The sequence below is a fragment of the Verrucosispora sp. WMMD1129 genome (genome assembly GCF_029581255.1).
Lineage (GTDB): Bacteria > Actinomycetota > Actinomycetes > Mycobacteriales > Micromonosporaceae > Micromonospora > Micromonospora sediminimaris.
In genome coordinates this window covers 6,060,966-6,079,302 of sequence record NZ_CP120741.1, presented here as the reverse complement: position 1 = coordinate 6,079,302, position 18,337 = coordinate 6,060,966, and the positions used below count along the sequence as shown (strand labels likewise).

Annotated in this window: 16 protein-coding genes; 4 read left to right on the top strand and 12 right to left on the bottom strand. The window is 71.3% G+C overall.

Going from position 1 to position 18,337, the window contains the following annotated elements; translation table 11 throughout:
- Positions 1-44: 44 nt before the first annotated feature.
- Positions 45-1,652: a DHA2 family efflux MFS transporter permease subunit gene (locus O7624_RS28170; RefSeq protein WP_282237996.1), complete on the bottom strand. Its 1,608-nt coding sequence runs from the start codon at positions 1,650-1,652 to the stop codon at positions 45-47.
- Positions 1,653-1,853: 201 nt separating this feature from the next.
- Between O7624_RS28170 and O7624_RS28165 the strand changes: the two genes are divergently transcribed.
- Both O7624_RS28165 and O7624_RS28160 read left to right on the top strand, forming a co-directional pair.
- Positions 1,854-2,435, top strand: coding sequence for an XRE family transcriptional regulator (locus O7624_RS28165; RefSeq protein ID WP_282237995.1), 582 nt, complete (start codon positions 1,854-1,856; stop codon positions 2,433-2,435).
- 129 nt (positions 2,436-2,564) lie between these two features.
- Positions 2,565-3,407, top strand: coding sequence for a class I SAM-dependent methyltransferase (locus O7624_RS28160; RefSeq protein ID WP_282237994.1), 843 nt, complete (start codon positions 2,565-2,567; stop codon positions 3,405-3,407).
- A 101-nt stretch (positions 3,408-3,508) separates the two neighbouring features.
- Here O7624_RS28160 and O7624_RS28155 read toward each other — a convergent pair whose 3' ends face one another.
- Positions 3,509-3,655 (bottom strand): hypothetical protein, encoded by a 147-nt coding sequence (locus tag O7624_RS28155; protein WP_210934774.1) that lies wholly within the window; start codon positions 3,653-3,655, stop codon positions 3,509-3,511.
- Between the two features lie 279 nt (positions 3,656-3,934).
- On the opposite strand from O7624_RS28155, the gene O7624_RS28150 reads away from it, so the two are divergent.
- Both O7624_RS28150 and O7624_RS28145 read left to right on the top strand, forming a co-directional pair.
- Positions 3,935-5,173: a serine hydrolase domain-containing protein gene (locus tag O7624_RS28150; RefSeq protein WP_282237993.1), complete on the top strand. Its 1,239-nt coding sequence runs from the start codon at positions 3,935-3,937 to the stop codon at positions 5,171-5,173.
- A gap of 175 nt (positions 5,174-5,348) precedes the next feature.
- The gene (locus O7624_RS28145; protein WP_282237992.1) at positions 5,349-6,545 is read left to right on the top strand and encodes an FAD-dependent oxidoreductase; all 1,197 of its coding nucleotides are present in this window, start codon (positions 5,349-5,351) and stop codon (positions 6,543-6,545) included.
- A 22-nt stretch (positions 6,546-6,567) separates the two neighbouring features.
- Here the strand turns inward: O7624_RS28145 and O7624_RS28140 are convergent, their stop codons facing one another.
- Genes O7624_RS28140 through O7624_RS28095 form a run of 10 tightly spaced genes read right to left on the bottom strand, consistent with a single transcriptional unit; the run spans position 6,568 to position 18,319 of the window.
- Positions 6,568-7,143, bottom strand: a complete 576-nt coding sequence (locus O7624_RS28140; RefSeq protein ID WP_282237991.1) for a GNAT family N-acetyltransferase — start codon at positions 7,141-7,143, stop codon at positions 6,568-6,570.
- Positions 7,140-9,530: an ATP-binding cassette domain-containing protein gene (locus tag O7624_RS28135; protein ID WP_282237990.1), complete on the bottom strand. Its 2,391-nt coding sequence runs from the start codon at positions 9,528-9,530 to the stop codon at positions 7,140-7,142. The genes O7624_RS28140 and O7624_RS28135 overlap by 4 nt, the downstream gene beginning before the upstream one ends.
- Entirely contained in the window at positions 9,527-10,471 is a 945-nt protein-coding gene (locus O7624_RS28130; RefSeq protein ID WP_198413234.1) for an ABC transporter permease, read from the bottom strand. The genes O7624_RS28135 and O7624_RS28130 overlap by 4 nt, the downstream gene beginning before the upstream one ends.
- Positions 10,468-12,033, bottom strand: coding sequence for an ABC transporter substrate-binding protein (locus tag O7624_RS28125; RefSeq protein WP_282237989.1), 1,566 nt, complete (start codon positions 12,031-12,033; stop codon positions 10,468-10,470). Before O7624_RS28125 ends, O7624_RS28130 begins: the two co-directional genes overlap by 4 nt.
- Positions 12,034-12,063: 30 nt before the next feature.
- Complete coding sequence (locus O7624_RS28120; protein WP_282237988.1) at positions 12,064-12,867, bottom strand: class I SAM-dependent methyltransferase; 804 nt, start codon at positions 12,865-12,867, stop codon at positions 12,064-12,066.
- The gene (locus O7624_RS28115) at positions 12,864-14,114 is read right to left on the bottom strand and encodes an MFS transporter (protein ID WP_282237987.1); all 1,251 of its coding nucleotides are present in this window, start codon (positions 14,112-14,114) and stop codon (positions 12,864-12,866) included. Before O7624_RS28115 ends, O7624_RS28120 begins: the two co-directional genes overlap by 4 nt.
- Positions 14,111-15,133: an enolase C-terminal domain-like protein gene (locus O7624_RS28110; RefSeq protein ID WP_282237986.1), complete on the bottom strand. Its 1,023-nt coding sequence runs from the start codon at positions 15,131-15,133 to the stop codon at positions 14,111-14,113. The genes O7624_RS28115 and O7624_RS28110 overlap by 4 nt, the downstream gene beginning before the upstream one ends.
- Entirely contained in the window at positions 15,130-16,206 is a 1,077-nt protein-coding gene (locus tag O7624_RS28105) for a PLP-dependent cysteine synthase family protein (protein WP_282237985.1), read from the bottom strand. The genes O7624_RS28110 and O7624_RS28105 overlap by 4 nt, the downstream gene beginning before the upstream one ends.
- Positions 16,200-17,048 carry a DUF364 domain-containing protein gene (locus O7624_RS28100; protein ID WP_282237984.1) on the bottom strand — a complete coding sequence of 283 codons (849 nt, stop codon included), beginning with the start codon at positions 17,046-17,048 and terminating at the stop codon, positions 16,200-16,202. Before O7624_RS28100 ends, O7624_RS28105 begins: the two co-directional genes overlap by 7 nt.
- Positions 17,045-18,319, bottom strand: a complete 1,275-nt coding sequence (locus tag O7624_RS28095) for an ATP-grasp domain-containing protein (protein ID WP_282237983.1) — start codon at positions 18,317-18,319, stop codon at positions 17,045-17,047. The genes O7624_RS28100 and O7624_RS28095 overlap by 4 nt, the downstream gene beginning before the upstream one ends.
- Between the last annotated feature and the right edge of the window lie 18 nt (positions 18,320-18,337).

Below are 18,337 nucleotides of genomic sequence, written 5' to 3'. Positions count from 1 at the left end.
GACAGTCACCGTGGTGTCCGCGAGCTCACCACCAGCACCAGTGGTCAGCGCGGGACGGTCCCGGTGGCTCTGGTCACCTCGGCCGGTGGTGCGGGGCGGCGCTTGGGGCCGCCGGCCAGGACGACGAGGAACATGACAGCCATGACGGCGGCGCCTACCACCATGGCCTGTCGCCACCCGTCCACGAACGCCTGCTGCGCGGCGTGGATCACCTGCGGGCCGTGGGAGCTGGATTCCCCGGCCACGTCCAGGGCGTTGGCGACACCCTCACGGGCGGTACTGGCGGTGTCGGCGGGAATGCCGTGCAGCTTGTCGTCGATGGAAACGCGGTAGCCGGCGGACAGTAGTGCGCCGAGCATGGCGACGCCGAGCGCGGTGCCGAACTCACGGGTGATGTCGTTGAGGGCGGAGGCGACACCCTGCTTGGCAACGGGCAGGGAGCTGGTGATCGCCTCGGTGGAGGGAGCCATCGAGAAGCCCATGCCGATGCCCATGGCGAGCATGCCGGGCAGGACGGAGCGGTAGCCGCCGTCCACGGAGACGACCAGGGCCATGAGGGTCAGACCGACGCCACCCAGAGCGACACCGAGGGCCACGGTGGATCGGGAGCCGATGCGGGCGGCAAGGTGCGGGGCCAGCGCGGACGTGATCATCATCAGTACCGCCATGGGCATCATCGCGAGGGTCGACAGCAGTCCCGACCAGCCGAGCACGGCCTGGAAGAACGGAAAGAGGACCACGGCGATGCCTGCCTGGACGCCGAAGACGACCAGGAGCGTGAGCGAACCACCGGCCAGATCCCACTCGCGGAACAGGCGGACGTCCAACAGCGAGGCGTCCCGACGCCACAGTTCCCAGGTCACGAACGCGATGAGTGCGGCCAGGCCGACGACGAGGCTGATCATGGTGACGCGGTCGCTCCAGCCGCGTTCCGGTGCCTCGTGCAGCACGTAGATGAGCCCCACCACGGCCACGCTGGAGGTCAGCGCGCCGAGGAGGTCGAAGGGGTGGGCGGAGAACTCGCGGGAGTTGGGCACCGACCGCACCGCCATGGCCAGGGCCACGATGCCAAGGGCCACGGGCAGGACGAACAGCCAGCGCCAGGAGGCCACGTCGACGAGCAGGGCGGAGAGAAACATGCCGAGGATGCCACCGCCACCGGCGACGCCCGTCCAGACGCCGATCGCCTTGCCGCGTTCGCGCTCGGGGAAGGTGGAGGTGATCACCGCCAGGGTGATCGGCATGATCATCGCGGCGCTGACACCACTGAGCACCCGTGCCGCGATCATGATCTCGGCGTTCGGGGCAAGGCCCGCTGCGACGCTCGCCGCACCGAACACGACCAGCCCGGCGATCAGCATGGGCTTGCGACCCAACCGGTCGCCCAGGGCACCGAGCGGGAGCAGCAGCGCAGCCAGGGTGAGGGTGTAGCTGTTGATGATCCAGAGGACGGTGGTCTGTGCGGCGCCGAAGTCGACTGCGAGATGGGTCTGGGCCACGTTCAGGCCCGAGACGGAAGCGATCACGGCCATCAGGGCGACGGAGACCGCGATCAGGATCAAGCGAAGCTGACGGGCATCTGGCGCGCTTCCGCCGACCACAGCACCGTCCTGCGCCGCTGTGCTCAGCTCCGCCGGCTGGTACGTACTCATGAATTCCTCCCGACAAGGGGGCGCGGTAGCGATCGGCGAACCGAGGGCAGGCCCCGGAGCGGGTCAAGGGCCTGCGGAGTGCGGCGTAGGGTGCGCCGTACGAAGGTCATCGGTCTTTCCCTCTGCGAACGGCCCGAATGGTCCGGGCCTGGTACGCACGACGCTAACCACGCACTGCCCTAGGGGCATACGATGTTGCCTATGACGCAAGATGATGGTGACCTGGACAGCCTCGTACGCAAACGGATCCGCGCTCTGCGGGTCGCCCAGGGCTGGTCACTGGAAGAACTGGCCACCCGGGCCCGGCTCAGTCAGTCCTCGCTCAGCCGCATCGAGAACGGCCAGCGCCGCCTCGCCCTGGACCAGCTCGTCACGCTCGCCCACGCCCTCGACACCACCCTGGACCAGCTCGTGGAGACCGCCTCAGACGACATCGTCACCAGCCCGATGATCGATGGCGCCCACGGGTTGATGCGCTGGCCCATCAAGGCCGATCCGGGCATGTCCGTCGTCCGTCAACGGATGACCGAGCCGCCACCGGACAATCCGGCCCGCATGCGCGCCCACCCTGGCCGCGAATGGCTCGTGGTCCTGTCCGGCACTGCGGTCCTGCTGCTCGGCCACCGGCGTTTCCGCCTCGAGACCAACCAGGCCGCCGAGTTCCCCACCATGCTGCCGCACGCCATCGGCGCCGACGGTCGCCCCTGCGAGATCCTGGGCATCTTCGACCGCGACGCCCGCCGCGGACACCAGCAGCGCGAGAAAGAGAACCCGCGACGGTGACGGCTCGTCCCACCACCACAGCGCGGCGCAGACGATCGTTCTTGCGTGTCAGGCCACTCCTTCGCCCACCGTCTTGCGTAATCGGGAAGCGATCGTGCCGTGTGCGCATGACCGTCTTAACGTCGGGGTATGACCCACGCAGCCCACCGCGCATGCCACGATGCCGGACAGGCGGAGATCCTCGACCTGGACGCGGAAGTCCTCGCGGCGCACCTCACCGAGATCACGGCCTGGCTACCTGTCGACACTCCCCCGCGCCAGATCGTGGATCTGGGCAGCGGCACCGGAGCGGGAACCTTCGCCCTCCTCGACCGCTTCCCCGAGGCGCACGTGACCGCTGTCGACTCCTCGGCCGGGCACCTCCAGCGGCTGCGGGACAAGGCGTACGGCCGAGGTGAGACGAAGCGGGTGCGGACCGTCCAGGCCAACCTCGACGAGCCCGACTGGCCCGAGCTCGGCACCCCGGACCTGGTGTGGGCCTCCGCTTCGCTGCACCACATGGCCCACCCCGACCAGGTCCTGCGCGCGGTCCACGACCTGTTGCCCCCGGGCGGCCTGTTCGCCGTCGTGGAGCTGGCCGGCTTCCCGCGATTCCTCCCCGAGAGCGCCCCGGACGACCGCCCCGGTCTGGAAGAGCGCTGCCACGCCGCCGGCGCCCGCGTCCACGCCGCGCACCTTCCCCACCGCGGCGCCGACTGGGGGCCGCTGCTCACCGCCGCCGGATTCACAGTCGAAGCTGAGCGCCGGCTGACCGTGCGGGTCAACGGCTCGAACGACAAGCGGGTCGGCGTCTACGCCCAGACCAGCCTCCAGCGCATCCGCCACAGCGTCGCCGACGCCCTCGCCCCCGAGGATCTTGCCGCACTCGACCGGCTGCTGGACACCGACAACCAGCACAGCATCCTGCGCAGCAGCGATCTCGCCGTCCGAACCGAGCGCAGCGTCTGGGCCGCCCGCCGACCGACACGGTGAGTCGACCACCGCACCCGCTGCGTGCACCACAGGCGGCGACAACGGCAGGAGCCCTGCCATAGCGACGGCAGGGCTCCTCGGACGAGCACGACTGGTCCTTCCTAACCGGTGATCACCGGCCAGGCGTAGGCCAGCAGGGCGCACGCCGCGCCGAGCAGCGCGAGCGAGACGCCCCGGGTAGGCAGGGGCAACGCGGCGAGCACGAGCAGGATGACCGCGACGACATAGAGGAACGCCTGCACCGACATGACCGTCTCCTTCGGGGGTTGGCTGACGAGCGGACGCTCTCTACCCCCGTCGCCGCAGTCGCCAAACCCCGCCTGCCTGGGCATGACGACGGCAGGACGCACCCCGAGAGTTGCCGCTCGAACCGGAAAGTCGAACATCGACAGCCCGGCCGTGCGTCGATCGGTTGACTCTCCTTCGTACCGCAGCGGGAGCCGGATCTCCCGCCTGAGCAGGATGTGACCAGGGTCGGACCCGGTGAGTATGTCTGTATGTCACGTACATTTCGGACACTGAAGATCGTGGCGTCCAGCGTGGCGCTGGCAACCGCGATCGCTGTCGTACCCGCCTCCGCCGCAGCTCAGCCGCGTCCGCCAGCCGGGCCAACCGCCGGCGGGCTGGACCGCGCCGAACTGCGCAACGCACTCGCCGCGGTACCCGAAGCCGGCGCCCCAGGCGTCCTGGTCGCCGTGCGCGATGGCCGGCGCGACTGGCGTGACGCCGCCGGCCAGGCGTTCCTGACCAGACCTCGACCGATGCAGCCGCAACTGCGGCACCGGATCGGCAGCATCACCAAGACCTTCGTCGCCACCACCGTGCTCCAACTCGTTGACGAGGACCGGTTGGGCCTCGACGACCCGATCGGGCAGTGGCTGCCCGACGTCGTGCCGGGTGAGCTCGGCGACCAGGTCACCGTCCGGATGCTGCTGAACCACACCAGCGGCATCGGCAACTACACCAACGCCCTGCTCGACTCGTACGCGGCGATCAACCAGATGCAGGTCACCACGTACGCCCCGGCGGACCTGGTCGCCATCGGCCTGGCCATGCCCCCGACAAACGCTCCCGGCGCCCGGTTCAGCTACTCGAACACCAACTACGTCCTGGCCGGCCTGCTGATCGAAAAGATCACCGGCAAGGATGCGGCGGCCGAGGTGCAGCGGCGCATCCTGCGGCCGCTGAAACTCACCGGAACGTCCTTCCCCGGCGCCGACCCGAGGATCCGCGGCCCGCACAGCGGTGCCTACTTCGCCCCGTTCGGCGTACGCGACCTCAGCGAGTTCAACATGAGCTGGGCATGGACGGCCGGCGAGATGATCGCCACCACGGCAGACCTGAACACCTTCTTCCGGGCGCTGCTCGGCGGTGACCTGCTCAGCCCGACCACCCTCGACGAGATGCTCACCGGGGTGCCGATGCTGCCGGAGCAACCCGAAGCCGGCAGCTACGGGCTCGGCATCTACTCACTGCCCACGCCGTGCGGCGAGTTCTGGGGGCATGACGGCGCGGTCATCGGTCACCTGACGTACTCGATGCACAGCCGCGACGGCACCCGCCAGGTGTCCTCCGGGATCAACCTCAGCCACTACCAGATCGGCCTGCCCGATCCACACCCGATCGACATTGCCTGGTACACGTTGCTGCAAACCGCGATCTGCCCGACCGACGAGGCGAGCCGACGATCGGCAGTGACCGATCCGCTGCTGCCCAGCGTGACCCGGATGCCGGGCAATGACGACGCGGCGGTGGCGGCGCTCTGACCCGACTCCGCGGTGATCCCCTGACGGCCTGTTGATCCCGTCAGGGGATCACGCCGTTCCACCACCCGCCGACCAGTCGGGATGGCGGCGGCAGGAAGTGAGGTGAGCCACGCCAGTCACACCTGGGGCTCTGCCGGTGTCTCGGGGGTTGAACCGTCCGCGAAGGGAGTCAGACATGGCAGGGAACACCAGGGTGGTAGTGGTCGGCGGCGGATTTGCCGGCGTGATGGCGGCCAATCGCCTGATGCAGCGCGACGACGTCACCGTGACCGTGGTGAATCCGCGGCCGGACTTCGTCATCCGGCTCCGGCTGCACCACGTGGTCGCCGGTGTCCACGATGCGGTCGTGCCCTACCGGCAGGTGCTGGCCGAAGACGTGCGGCTGATCCAGGACACCGTCACCGCAATCGACGCGGCTCAGCGCAGTGTGACTCTGCTGGGGGCCGGCACACTCGGCTACGACTACCTCGTCTACGCGGCGGGCAGCGCGAGCGCCGAATCACGCGTTCCCGGCGCGGCCGAGTTCGCCTACCCGATGGCCACCCTCGAGGCAGCGCAGCGGCTGCGCTCGATCCTCGACGACCAGGGCCCCGCGACTCCGGTGACGGTCGTGGGCGCCGGGCCGACCGGCATCGAGACCGCCGCCGAGTTGGCCGAGCGGGGGCACCGGGTCAGTCTGGTCTGCGGGGGTACGCTCGGCGCGTACCTGCACCCACGGGCCCGACGCGCCGCCGCCAGGTCACTCACCAGGATCGGCGTGGACGTCCTGGCCGGTCCCGGCACCGAGGTCACCGAGGTCACGCGGGACGCCGTGCGGCTCGGTGACGGTCGTACGCTGCCGAGCACGATCACCATCTGGACCGCAGGCTTCGGGGTGCCGGATCTGGCCACGCGCAGCGGGTTGCGGACCGACGCCCTCGGGCGCCTGATCACCGACGAGACGCTGACCAGCGTCGACGACGAACGCATCGTCGCGGCCGGGGACTCGGCGGCGCCGTCGGGCGTGCCGTACCGAATGAGCGCGTACACGGCGAGTTGCCTCGGCGCGCACGCCGCGGACACGGTGCTACGGCGCATCGCGGGTACGCCCGCCGAGCCGACGAGTGTCTTCTTCGGTGCCATGTGTGTCGGCTTGGGCACCCGTGCCGGCATCTACCAATTGGCGGGCCGGGACGACACCGCGAACAGGATGTACGTCGGCGGCCGCTTCGGCGCGAAACTGAAGGCTCTCACCTACCGGTTCGCCGTTGCCCACCTCACGAACGAGGCCCGCAAGCCCGGATCGCACCGGTGGCTCAGCAACAACAAGCGCCGCCAACTGGTGGAGGCGGAATCGGGCCCGGCACGGGCTGCCGCCGAACGCTCGGCGTAGCGCGACGAGGTCTGCCCGGTCGCTAACGGGGGCGGCCGGGCAACGCGATCTCGAAGTGGACGGTCTGGTAAATGTCGTCGCCGCCGTCACGCGGGTCGTGGATCGGCGTGGCCAGGCTCCGCCAGAACGGTTCGGCACCGTCGATGCGCGGATCCGTGTGCAGGTAGAGCGCCTGGTAATGCGGTTGCCGGGTGACGAAGTCGATGGCGAGGCCGACGAGTGCCCGGGCGAGGCCGTAGCGTCGGTGTTCCGGCCGGACGTAGACCCGGAACAGCTGTGCGGTGGTCTCGTCCGGGTAGCGCTGGGCGAGGAAACGCGGGTGTGGTGGGCTCTTGGGCCCACCGGCCCGCACCCCGGTGGTGCCGACGACCTCGTCGCCCTTGGTCGCGACGAACAGGGCGTGGTGCTGCGGCGTGAGGTAGGTGCCGTCGAGGTCGATGACGTCCCGGTGCCAGTCGGGCCGGTAGCCGTAGCCGAAGTCGCGGTAGAAGCTGTCGAGCATGACGCCGCGCGCTCCGTCGAGGTGCCGTTGGTCGGCCGGCTGGACGTCGTACGGGCCGACGTTGCGTCGGTACTGCTGCATGGTGCCTCCGGTCATGGGTTCGACGGTGCCGCGGCGGTCGCCGGGTCGATGTGCAGAAGCGCGCGGGTCAGCGGGTGGTGTGCGTGGTTGAGCAGGGCGTCGGCCGGTCCGCTGTCGACGACGGTTCCGTCGTCGAGAACGGCGATGTGGTCGGCGAGGTGGGCCACGACGTCGCGGTCGTGGCTGATCATGACCACGGTCAGTCCGAGAGTGCGTCGCAGCTCGTCGAGAAGCGTGAGGATGCCGTGCCGGGTGACGCTGTCGAGTCCGGCGGTCGTCTCGTCGCAGATGAGGACGCGGGGCTCGCTGGCGAGAGCACGAGCGAGCGCCGCGCGGTGCAGTTCGCCGCCGGAGAGCCGGTCGGGACGTTGGATCACGGTGTGTTCGGCGAGACCCACCCGTTCGAGCAGGTGCAGGGCGGTGTGACGGGCCTGGTCCGGCGTGGCGTCCCGCAGCCGGCGCGCGGGCCCGGCGATCTGGTCGAGGACCGGCCGGTAGGGGTTGAAGCTGGCACGGGCGTCCTGGAACACGTACTGGACCGCCCCGAGTTCGTGGGGCTGGCGCTGGTCGAGCTGCGCCGCGAGGCGGTGCTCGGCGAGGATCACCTGGCCGGTGCGGGCGGGGTGCAGGCCGGCGATGCAGCGGGCGAGCGTGGTCTTGCCACTGCCGGACCGGCCGACCACCGCCAGGCACTGCCCGGCGGGGACGGACACGCTGACGTCACGGAGCACGTCGCGGTGTCGACCACCGTCGCGGTGGGCGGCGCTCAGGCCGGTGACGCGCAGCAGCGGCCGGTCCTCGCCGACCACCGCCGGTGGCCCGGCCGGTGGCGTCGCGAGCAGTTGCTGGGTGTGCCGGTGCTGCGGCACGGCGAGCACCTCGGCGGCCGGACCGGATTCGACGGCGGCACCTCGGTGCAGCACGAGGATCCGGTCGGCGACGGCTCGTACCAGGTGCAGATCGTGGCTGAGCAGGATGACGGCGATACCGTCGCGGGCGAGTTTCGTCAGTTCCCGGGCGACGGCGTTGCGGGTGATCGCGTCCTGGCCGGTGGTGGGTTCGTCGGCGATGAGCAGCACGGCGTGGGCCAGCAGGGCGTGGGCGATGACGAGGCGTTGTTGCTGACCGCCGGAAAGCTGGTGTGGGAAGCGGCGCAGGAACCGGCGATCGGTCGGCAGGCTGACGTGTTCGAGGGTCGCCGTCACCGCGCTCCGATGGGCGCTGCGGCTGTCTTCGGGTGTCTGGTGCCGGGCAATCTCATGGAGCACCGCGCCGATGCGGCGTACGGGGTTGAGTGCGGTGCCGGGTTGCTGGGGCACGTAGCCGACGGTGCCGGGCCTGGGCGGGCTGACGGTCGTGACCGGCTGGCCAGCCAGGGTGATGCTGCCGGTGAGAGTGACGCCGGGGGCTACCTCGCCGAGCAGGGCCCGGGCGGTGGTGGTCTTGCCGCTGCCGGATGCGCCGATCACGGCGAGGATCTCGCCAGCCGGCAGGCTGAACGAGACGCCGTCGACCAACGTCCGGTCGACGGCCAGGGCCGTCAGCTCCCGCACCTGAAGGAGGGCGTTCTGCGCGTGCGGGCGGTCGCCGGTCGTGGCTGGTACGGGCGGTGGTGCGGGGCTGGGCACGGCAGGGGTGACCAGCATCCGGTCGGTGACCAGGTTGAGACCGACGGCCAGGCAGATGATCAGCGCGGCCGGCACGGCGACGGCCCAGGGTTGGAGGAAGAGGCCGGTGCGATTGCGGTCCACCATGACGGCCCAGTCCGCGGCGTCGGGTGCCACGCCGATGCCCAGGAAACTCGCGGTGGCCACCAGGTAGATGGCGCCGATGAACCGGACCCCGGCGTCGGCCAGCAGGATCCGCCGGATGCCGGTACCGATGTAGCCGGGACCGCGCCGCCACCAGGTCTCCCGGTAGAGGCGCATCGCCTCCATGGCCGTCCCGTGGGCCAGCGGCAGCGCGGCGGCCCGGGTGATCCGGGCGATCTCCGGCAGCCCGATCAGCGCGACGATCCCGACCAGGGTGAGGGGCCCGGGCGGCGCGGTGGCGGCCAGCAGGATCAGCAGCAGCAGCGACGGCACCGCCAGCATCAGGTCGAGGGGGCGCATGAGCAGCTCGTCGACCCATCGGCGGCGGGTGGCGGCGGCCAGCAGCCCGACCGGCACACCGACGAGGTACGCCAGCAGCGTCGCGCAGACGGCGACCACGACGACGGACCGGCCGCCGAGCAGGACCTGCTGCCCCACGTCGCGGCCGACAAAGTCGGTGCCCAGCGGACCGTCGCCGGAGAACGGGAACGTGCGGTCGCCCGCCTCGCCGGCCAGCAGCGGGCCGAACACGGCCAGCGCGAGCGGCACCGCGAGCAGCAGTGCCCCGGTGAGGGTGCGCAGCCGCCTCACCGGACAGCCCCGATCCGGGGTGCGAGGCGGAACGCCACCAGGTCGGCGGCCAGGTTCACCACCACGGTGGTGACGGCTACCAGGACGCACAACGCCTGCACGGTCGGGATGTCCCGGGTGGACACGGCGTCGACCAGGGCGGTGCCGAGGCCGGGGATGACGAACACCGCCTCGACGACGATGACGCCGCCGAGCAGCCAGTCGGTGGTGCGGGCGAGTTGCTGCACCACGGGTGCCAACGCACCAGGCAGGGCGTGGCGAAGCCAGAGCCGGCTGCCGGTGATGCCGAGCCGTCGGGCATGGCGCACGTGCTCGCCGCGCAGGGCGTCGAGCATGCCGGCGCGGGTGAGCCGGCTGATGGTGCAGATCGGCCGAGCGAGCAGCACCAGCAGCGGCAGCACGAGCACGGACGGCCGGGCGAGCAGGTCCGCGCCGAACGCGGTGGGCGGCAGCCAACCGAGTTGGACGCCGAAGACGGCGATGAGCAGGATCGCCAGGGCGAATTCGGGTACCGCGTACAGCGCGACCGACACCGCCGACACCATCCGGTCCAGTCGTCCCCCTTCCCGGCGGGCCGCCAGCATGCCCAACGCGATGGCAAGCGGTACCAGCACGAGGAGCGTCACCGCCGCCAACAGCAGAGTGGCCGCCGCGCTGTCGGCGAGGCGTTCGACGATCGGCCGCTGCGAGATCAGCGAGACGCCGAGGTCGCCGCGGATCAGGTCGGTCAGCCAGTCGAGGTAGCGCTGCCAGGCCGGTCGGTCGAGGTCCAGTTGTGCCCGGATCGCGGCGATGCGTGCCGGGTCGGGCTGGTCGCCGGCGATCACCACGGCGGCGTCACCGGGCAACGCCTCGGTGAGCACGAACACGATTGTGGTGATCCCGGCGACCTGCCCGAGGCCGAGCAGCAGCCGACCGGCCGCGTAGCGGGGCAGACTCACCCCAGCCAGACCTTGTCGAAACGGGCCCAGTCGAGGGTGTTGGCCGGGGCGTCGGAGGAGACCCCACCGACGCGAGGCGCGGTGGCGACGAGGAAGTCCGCGAAACCCCAGATCAGGAATCCGCCCTCGGCGTGCAGGGTGCGCTGCATGTCGCCGTACGCCTGCCGGCGGGTCGCTTCATCGGCGCTGGAGATGGCCTTGGCGTAGAGGGTGTCGAACTCGGGGCGGGCCCATCTGGTGGCGTTGGTGGTGGAGTTGGTCAGCAGCCGCTGCGAGATGTGCGTTTCGATCGGCATGGCACCGGAGCGGTACGAGGCCAGCACACCGGAGTTGAGGATGTCCTTCCAGTAGGTGTCCTTGTTGCCCATCGCCGTTTCGATGACGAGCCCGGCCTGCTTGGCCTGTTCGGCGAAAACGCTGGCGGCCTCGACGAAACCGCTGGCCACCGACGCGGTGTCGAGCGGGATCCGCAGCCCCTTGGCACCGGCCTTGTCGATGAGGAACCGGGCCCGGTCGAGGTCGCGGGTGCGCTGGGCGATGTCGTCGGCGTAGTACTGGTAGCCCTTGCCGAACAGGTCGTTGCCGACCTGACCGGAACCGGCCAGGACAGTGTCGACCAACTGCTGGCGGTCGGTGAGCAGGAACATGGCCTCGCGCAGGTCGCGGTTGTCGAACGGTGGCCGGTCGACCTTCATGGCGAACGACTGCATGGTGCTGTTCGGCATCCGGGTGACGGTCATCCGGCCGCCGTCGGCGTGGGTACGGGCGGTGGTGGGGGTGATGTCGTGCGCGTAGTCGACCTGGCCGGCGAGGAGGGCGTTGACTCGGGCCGACTCCTCGTTGCTGATCAGATACTCCAGCTCGTCGAGGTGCGCGGCGCCCTCCCAGTAGCCGTCGTACCGCTTGAGCAGCAGCGACCGGCCGGGTTGCCAGGAGTCGAAGGTGAACGGCCCGGAACCGACGGGCCGCTCGAAGCTGTCGGCGCCCTCGGGGACGATGTACGCGCCGAACGCGGCCAGGGCGTTGGGGAACTCCGCGAAGGGCTGCTTGAGGGCAAACTCCAGGGTGCGGTCGTCGACGGCCCGGCTGTTGGGCAGGTCGAGCAGGCCGAGGCTGGCCTTGGCGCGGAACGCCCGCTTCGGGTCGGTGATCCTGGTGTAGCTGTAGAGCACGTCGGCGGAGCGGACCGGCCTGCCGTCGTGGAAGGTGGCCTGGCGCAGGGTGATCCGCCAGCGGGTGAGGTCGCCGCTGGGCTCCCAGCGTTCGGCGAGGCGGGGCTGGATGGAGACGTCCGGGCCGTAGTCGGCGAGCTTGTCGAACATCGCCTTGGCGCGCGATGCCTCGTTGAACAGGTTCGCCAGGTGCGGGTCCAACGTCTCGTTGACACCACCGCCGGCGAACGCCACCCGCAGCCGGCCGCCGCGCTGGGGCTGCCCGGACGAGGTGGTGGCCGGGTCCTGACCCGGGCCGCAGCCGGTGAGCAGGGCGGCGGAGACGGCGGCGGCGCCGCCGAGCAGGCCACGGCGAGATACTCGCGGCGCGGTGACGGGAGGGTGAATCATGGGGATGTCCTTTCGATACGCAGGTGCGAGTTACGCCGCCTCGTTGCGGCGGCGGGCGACCAGGTGCAGACGGTCGCCGGACAGGGCGTCAGACGGCGCGGCCGCCGGATGCCAGGGCGGGTCGGTCCGTGGCCCGGGGGTGTCGAACAGGGCCACCACGTCGAACCCGGCGGTGTCGAGCAGGTGCCGCAGTTCGGCGGGGAACAGCAGCCGCCACGCCGAGGTCTGTACCAGCGGTTGCGGGCAGTTCGGCCAGGTCCAGACGCGCTCCCGGCGCAGCAACTGCTCGCGGTGGTCGATCCACAGCCGCGTCGCGGAGGTGTACGTGACGTCACGCCAGGTCACGCTGCGGGTGCGGGCACCGTCGAGGAGTTCGGTGCTGCCGAGGAAGAAGGCGCCGTTGCGCATCTCCGCCACCAGCAGCCCACCGGGCCGCAGGTGCCGGCGGCAGCGCTGCAGGAACGCGGTCAGGTCGGCGTTGTGGTGGCAGTACAGCAACGCGCTGTCCAGGCAGGTGATCACGTCGAAGTCACCGGTCAGGTCGAAGGTGCGCAGGTCGGCGTGCACGAACCGGACTCCGGGATGGCGGCGCTGCGCGTAGGTCAACATCGGCACCGAAATGTCCAACCCGGTGGCGGTGTAACCGAGGGTGGCGAGGTGCCCGGCGTCGCGACCGGTGCCACAACCGACGTCGAGCAGCCGGGGCGCGGCGACGGCGCGGTCGGCGAATCGGCGCACGAGGTCGTCGACGAACCGGGCGGCGATGTGGCCCGGGTCGGGAAACTGTTGTTCGTACAGCTCCGGGTTGTCGGTGAGCAGGTTCTCTCCGCTCATGACACGCCCGCCGACGCCGCCGCCGGTATCGCCGGTGCCGGGGTGAGCAGGCCGCCACGGCGCAGCAGCCACACCGCGCCTGCCGATGCCAGCCCGACACCGGCGGTGAGCAGCCACGCCGCCGCGGGCACACCGGCGCCTCCGGAGCCGCCCACCGCCGCGCCGACGGCGGCGGTGCAGCCGGCGGCGAGAATCCCGGACACCAGGTAGAACAGGCCGAAATAGGTGCCGGTCAGTCCCGGCCCGGCGAAGGTGGGGATCAGCTCCAGAACGAAGGGCTGGGTGATCATCACCCCGACGGTGAGCAGGACGGCAGCGGCCAGTACGGGCAGCAGCCGCAGCGCCGGAGGCGCCGGCTCCACCCGCAGCAGCGGCAGCAGGAAGCCGGCTCCCATCACGGCCATGCCTGCGGTGATGCTCGTACCGCGGCTGACCCGGCGATGTAGCCAGCCGGTCAGGGGCAGTTGCAGGGTGAGCGTCACGACGGTGGAGACGACGAACAGCACCGCGACCGCGACCGGCTGCCCGGTGACGTGTTCCGCCTGCACCGGCAGGATCAGATACAACTGGGTCTGCAACGCGAACATGCCGGCCAGCGCCACGCTGAAGGCCAGGAACCGGCGGTCGGCGATGCCGGTGCGCCAGTCCTGCCAGACGGTGGCCGCGCTGGACGTCACCGGTTGGGCGGGCAGCCAGACCGCCTGCGCCACGGTGAGCGCGGCGAACACCGCCGCGGCGGTCAACGCGGCGACCCGGAAGTCGACAAGCAGCAGTGCCGAGCCCAGCAGTGGGCCGAGCAGCGCGCCCGCGCTGGCGAACACGTTGAACAACGCAAACGCCTCGGCGCGCCGGTCGGCGGCGGCCTGCGCCACATAGGTGCGCACCGCCGGGTTGAACAGCGCCCCGGCCAGCCCGGACAGGATCGACGCGGCAAGCAGCAGCGGCAACGAGGTGCTGAGGGCGAACAGTCCGAAGCCGACGGCGCGCAGGGCGCAGCCGGCGATGATGACGCCGCGGGCACCGAGCCGGTCGGCGGCCGAGCCGCCCAGCAGGAACAGGCCCTGCTGGCTGAGGTTCCGCACGCCGAGCACGACGCCGATCACGGCGGCGGACAGGCCGACGTCGTCGGCCAGATAGCCGGCGAGGTAGGGCAGCAGCAGGTAGAAGCCGATGTTGACGCCGAGTTGGTTGACCACCAGCAGTCGGATCGGCAGCGGAAAGCTGCGCAGTGCGGCCCACGTGCTCATCGGGCCGCCCGCACGCCGAGACCGGGTTCGTCGGTCAGCCGCAGGACACCGTCGTGGCCGCCGATACCGGTCCACGGATCGTCGGCGAGCAGCAGGTGCCCGTCCAGGTCGATCCAGCGGGCATCGCCGGTGAGGTGCACCGCTGGTGCGATCCCCAGCGAGCTGGCCACCAGGCAGCCCAGCATCAGGTCCATGCCGTACGCGCGGGCGGTGGCCGCGATCTGCTGTGCGGCGTGGATGCCGCCACACTTCGCGAGTTTGATGTTGATGCCGGCGACCGTGCCCGCGAGCGCGTCGAGGTGCGCCACCGTGGCGGCGTCCTCGTCGGCGATGACCGGCACCTCGGTGCGCGCGCTGATCCAGGCGAGCAGCTGCGGTGTTCCGGGCGCGATGGGTTGTTCGACGGCGTCGATGCGGTACGGGCGCATCGTGTCGAGTAGCCGCACGGTCTGCTCGGCTGTCCAGGCGCCGTTCGGGTCGAGCAGGAGCCGGGCCTGCGGCGCGGCAACGCGTACGGCGGCGATGCGGGCCAGGTCAGCGGCGTCGCCGCACTTGACCTTGACGAACTGGAAGCCGCGCCGCCCGAGCGCCCGAGCGGTGGTGGCCGCGTCCCCGGGGGCGACCAGGCCGATGGTGTGAGCCGTGGGCACCGGGGCGAAATCCGGCCGGCCGAGCCACCGATGCACCGGCATCCCGGCGCGCCGGCCCACCAGATCGTGGACGGCGGCGTCCAGGGCCGCCAGCACTCCGGCGGGCAGCTCAGCGGCGAGCGCGGGCAGGTCCGCCACCAGCGTCTCGGGTTCGCCGTAGCCGCGCACCCGGTCCCTGAGCCCGGCGAGCAGGTCGAGGATGGCGGCCAGGTCGAGGCCGTAGTAGACGCTCGTGACGACCTCGCCGTGGCCGGTGAAGCCGTCGTGGGACAGCTCGACCTGCACGGCGTCGCGGCCCGGCATCGTCGAGCGGGAGATCCGCAGCGGCTCGCGGAGCCGCAGCGGGTAGCTGCGCCAGCCGAGCCTCATGCCGGCACCGCCAGGCGGCGCAGCGGGTCGCGGACGGTCCGGCAGCGACTCCACCGGGTGACCTCGACGGCGTCCGGGTACGGAATCTCGATCGGGTGGCCCGGTGCGGGGGCGAACAGCCCGTGGGCGGCGCAGAACGCGTCGTCGAAGATCGAGTCGAGGTAGCGGTGCGGACCGTCCGGGAAGATCGTGACCACCCGCGCGCCGGGCTGCATGCGGCTGATCCACGCGGCGACCCGGGCCACGGCGCCGGTGCTCCAACCGCCGGTGACGAACGCCGAGCGTGCCAGCCGGCGGCAGGCGTCCACCGCCTCCACCGGGCCGATCCAGTGCACCTCGTCGAAGGCGGTGTAGTCGACATTGCGGGGGAAGATGCTGCTGCCCAGACCGCGCATCAGCCGTGGCCGCGCGGGCTGACCGAAGATCGTCGAGCCGACGGTGTCGACGCCGACGAGCCGCATCCGGGGCCAGTGCCGCCGCAACGCCCGGGCCAGGCCGGCGCTGTGCCCGCCGGTGCCGACGCTGCACACCAGCACGTCGACGGCCTCGACCTGCCCGGTCAGCTCGGCGGCGAGAGTGCGGTAACCGGCGGCGTTGTCCGGGTTGTGGTACTGATCAGGCCAGTAGGCGTCCGGGATGCGCGCCAGGATCTCGTGCAGTCGGTCCAGGCGGGCCTGCTGCCAACCGCCGACCGGGTGCGGCTGCTCGACCACCTCGACCACCGCCCCGTAGGCGGTCAGCAGCGCCCGCATCGGTCGTTCGATGTCGCGGTCCACCACGAGGATGACCGGGTGGCCCAGGGCCTGCCCGGCGAACGCCAGCCCGATCCCGAGGGTGCCGCTTGTGGACTCCACCACCGTGGCTCCCGGTCGAAGGTCACCGCGCTGCCGGGCGGCCTGGAGCATGGCCACGGCGGCGCGTGCTTTCATGCCGCCGGGGTTCAGATACTCCACCTTGGCGTGGAAGCCGCCGTGCGGGTGCGGCAGCGGGGTGTCGACGTACGCCACCGGGGAGCGCCCCAGCAGGTCCAGCAGGTGTGGTGCGCACGTTCCCGGCGCGGCGCCGGTCAGCATGGCGACCCGTCGGCGGCGCGGTAGCGGTAGACCGTCGTCGGCCCGCCGTCGAGCCAGAAGAACGGGTACGGTTCGGCGGACACGGCGCTGAGCCCGGCGCCGAGGAAGCACGGCAGGACGGCGCTGCCGGTCTGCGCGAAGGCCACCATCGGTTTGCCGGTGGCGCGGGCGTGCCGCAGCAGTGGCTCGAAGGTGCCGTTGCCCAGCGTCATTCCGGACACCAGCAGAGCGTCACAGCGTTCCAGCAGCGCGTCGGCGTCCGGCAGACACGGCTCGTCCCACTCGGTGCTGCCGCCCGCCAGATCGCAGGGCAGGTAGCCGATGCCGCGGCGGCGCAGTTGGCCGAGCAGGGAGTTGACCACGCCGACCACCAGGACCTGCTGCCCCCGGGCCACCGGCAGCAGGTCCACCACCGCGGCGGCTCTGGCGGTCGACTTGGCCAGCGAGGTGCCGGCGGGGATGGTGACCGCGTCGTCGGCAGCGTGCGCGTGCGGACGGGCCGCGGCGAGGTAGGCGTCCAGGGCCGCGACGCGGACCGCCGGCACCGGGTGGGTGAGCAGTTCCGCGACGCTGCGACCCACGCAGTCGTACGCGACGTCGTCGGTCAGTTCAGCCGGCTCAGTCGAGCAGGAACCGACGGTGGCGCCCACCCGCAGACTCAGTACGTGGTTGCGGTAGCTGCGGCCGCGTCCGGCGTGCCGGGCACCCTGCCGGGTGGTGAACGCGACGCTGACCTGCTCGGTGGCCGGATCGGGACCGAATCGGGCCGCGTTGACCGCGTCGATCAGGTCCGTCACCGACATGAACGGCTCACCGGTCTCCACCGGCGTCGGTGTCGTCACGCCAGCGCCCCGGCCAGCTCGTCGGCGTACCGCACACGCAGGCCGGCGATGAGTTCCTCAGCGCGGGCGCGGGCGCCGAGGCCGGTGGTGTCCACAGTCATGACATGGCCGAGGTAGGTGTTGTTGCTCACCGCGTCGCCGGTGCGGTGCCCAACGGGTTTCACCGCCCAGTCGACGACGTCGGGCGCTGCGGCCACCGTGGCCGAGCCGTCGATCCCGGCGACGGTCCCGGCGTGGGGCGGCAGCAGGAACGAGATGGCCGCGCTACGCACGCCCGTGTCGGTCACTGTGACGTCCGGTTGTTCACCGAGGGCGAGCTGCGCGTACACCATGGGCAGATCCACCCCGGTCGCCCGCCGCACCAACTCGGTGATCTGGTTGCCCGCCGGGCGTGGGTTGATCTCCACCACCCGCGGCCCGGCGGCCGTCAACCGCAGCTCGGTGTGCGCCACTCCCCGGTCGAACCCGACCGCGGCGAGGGCGGCGACCGCCGTGTCGCCCACCGCGGTGACCGTCGCGGCGTCGAGCGCGGCGGGGAACATGTGCCCCGTCTCGACGAACCACGGCTCGCCGGCCAGGCTCTTGTCCGTCACACCGAGCACCGTCGTCGTGCCGTCGATGGTGACGGTCTCGACGCTGACCTCCGGCCCGACCAGCACCTCTTCCAGCAGCACCTGTGGTGCGCGCTGCTGGCCACGGGCGTTGACCGGGAACGCGTCGAGGGCGTCGAAGGCCTCGCGCAGTTCGGTCCGGTCGGCCACCAGCCGGACGAACATTCCGGCGCACAGGTCGACCGGCTTGATCACCAGCGGGAAGCCCAGCGTACGCGCGTCGGCCTCGGCACCCGGCCAGTCCTCGGTGATCGCGAAACCCGGGCCGGGCAGGCCGGCCGCCTGCATCCGTTGCCGCGCCAGGTCCTTGCGGCAGGCGTACTCGACGGCTTGCGGCCGGGCACCCGGCAGACCCAGGTGTGCGGCCAGCCGGGCGACGGTGCCGAGGTAGTAGTCGCAGGAGGTGATGACACCGTCGAAGCGCAGTACCTCGTGCAGCCGCTGGACCTGGGGCAGCAGCAGGTCCAGGTCGTTGGTCTCGGCGGTGATCACATTGTCCGCGGTGAGCAGCGGGTGCACCCCGTCGCCGCTGCCCCGGCCCAGGTAGTGGTGCAGGTTCCTGGTCAGGAAGGTGAACCGATGTCCGGCTTCCCGGATCGCCCGGGGCAGCAGGGTGCTCATCGCACCCACCCAGCTCTCGACCACCAGCACATGTCCCACCGCGCACTCCCGATGTTC

What these genes read in the sequence shown, in the direction of transcription:
- O7624_RS28125 (WP_282237989.1), bottom strand. Translation starts at nt 12,033, where the DNA reads ATGATTCACCCTCCCGTCACCGCGCCGCGAGTATCTCGCCGTGGCCTG.
- O7624_RS28155 (WP_210934774.1), bottom strand. Translation starts at nt 3,655, where the DNA reads ATGTCGGTGCAGGCGTTCCTCTATGTCGTCGCGGTCATCCTGCTCGTG.
- O7624_RS28105 (WP_282237985.1), bottom strand. Translation starts at nt 16,206, where the DNA reads ATGCTGACCGGCGCCGCGCCGGGAACGTGCGCACCACACCTGCTGGAC.
- O7624_RS28145 (WP_282237992.1), top strand. Translation starts at nt 5,349, where the DNA reads ATGGCAGGGAACACCAGGGTGGTAGTGGTCGGCGGCGGATTTGCCGGC.
- O7624_RS28170 (WP_282237996.1), bottom strand. Translation starts at nt 1,652, where the DNA reads ATGAGTACGTACCAGCCGGCGGAGCTGAGCACAGCGGCGCAGGACGGT.
- O7624_RS28165 (WP_282237995.1), top strand. Translation starts at nt 1,854, where the DNA reads ATGACGCAAGATGATGGTGACCTGGACAGCCTCGTACGCAAACGGATC.
- O7624_RS28110 (WP_282237986.1), bottom strand. Translation starts at nt 15,133, where the DNA reads ATGAGGCTCGGCTGGCGCAGCTACCCGCTGCGGCTCCGCGAGCCGCTG.
- O7624_RS28120 (WP_282237988.1), bottom strand. Translation starts at nt 12,867, where the DNA reads ATGAGCGGAGAGAACCTGCTCACCGACAACCCGGAGCTGTACGAACAA.
- O7624_RS28115 (WP_282237987.1), bottom strand. Translation starts at nt 14,114, where the DNA reads ATGAGCACGTGGGCCGCACTGCGCAGCTTTCCGCTGCCGATCCGACTG.
- O7624_RS28140 (WP_282237991.1), bottom strand. Translation starts at nt 7,143, where the DNA reads ATGACCGGAGGCACCATGCAGCAGTACCGACGCAACGTCGGCCCGTAC.
- O7624_RS28160 (WP_282237994.1), top strand. Translation starts at nt 2,565, where the DNA reads ATGACCCACGCAGCCCACCGCGCATGCCACGATGCCGGACAGGCGGAG.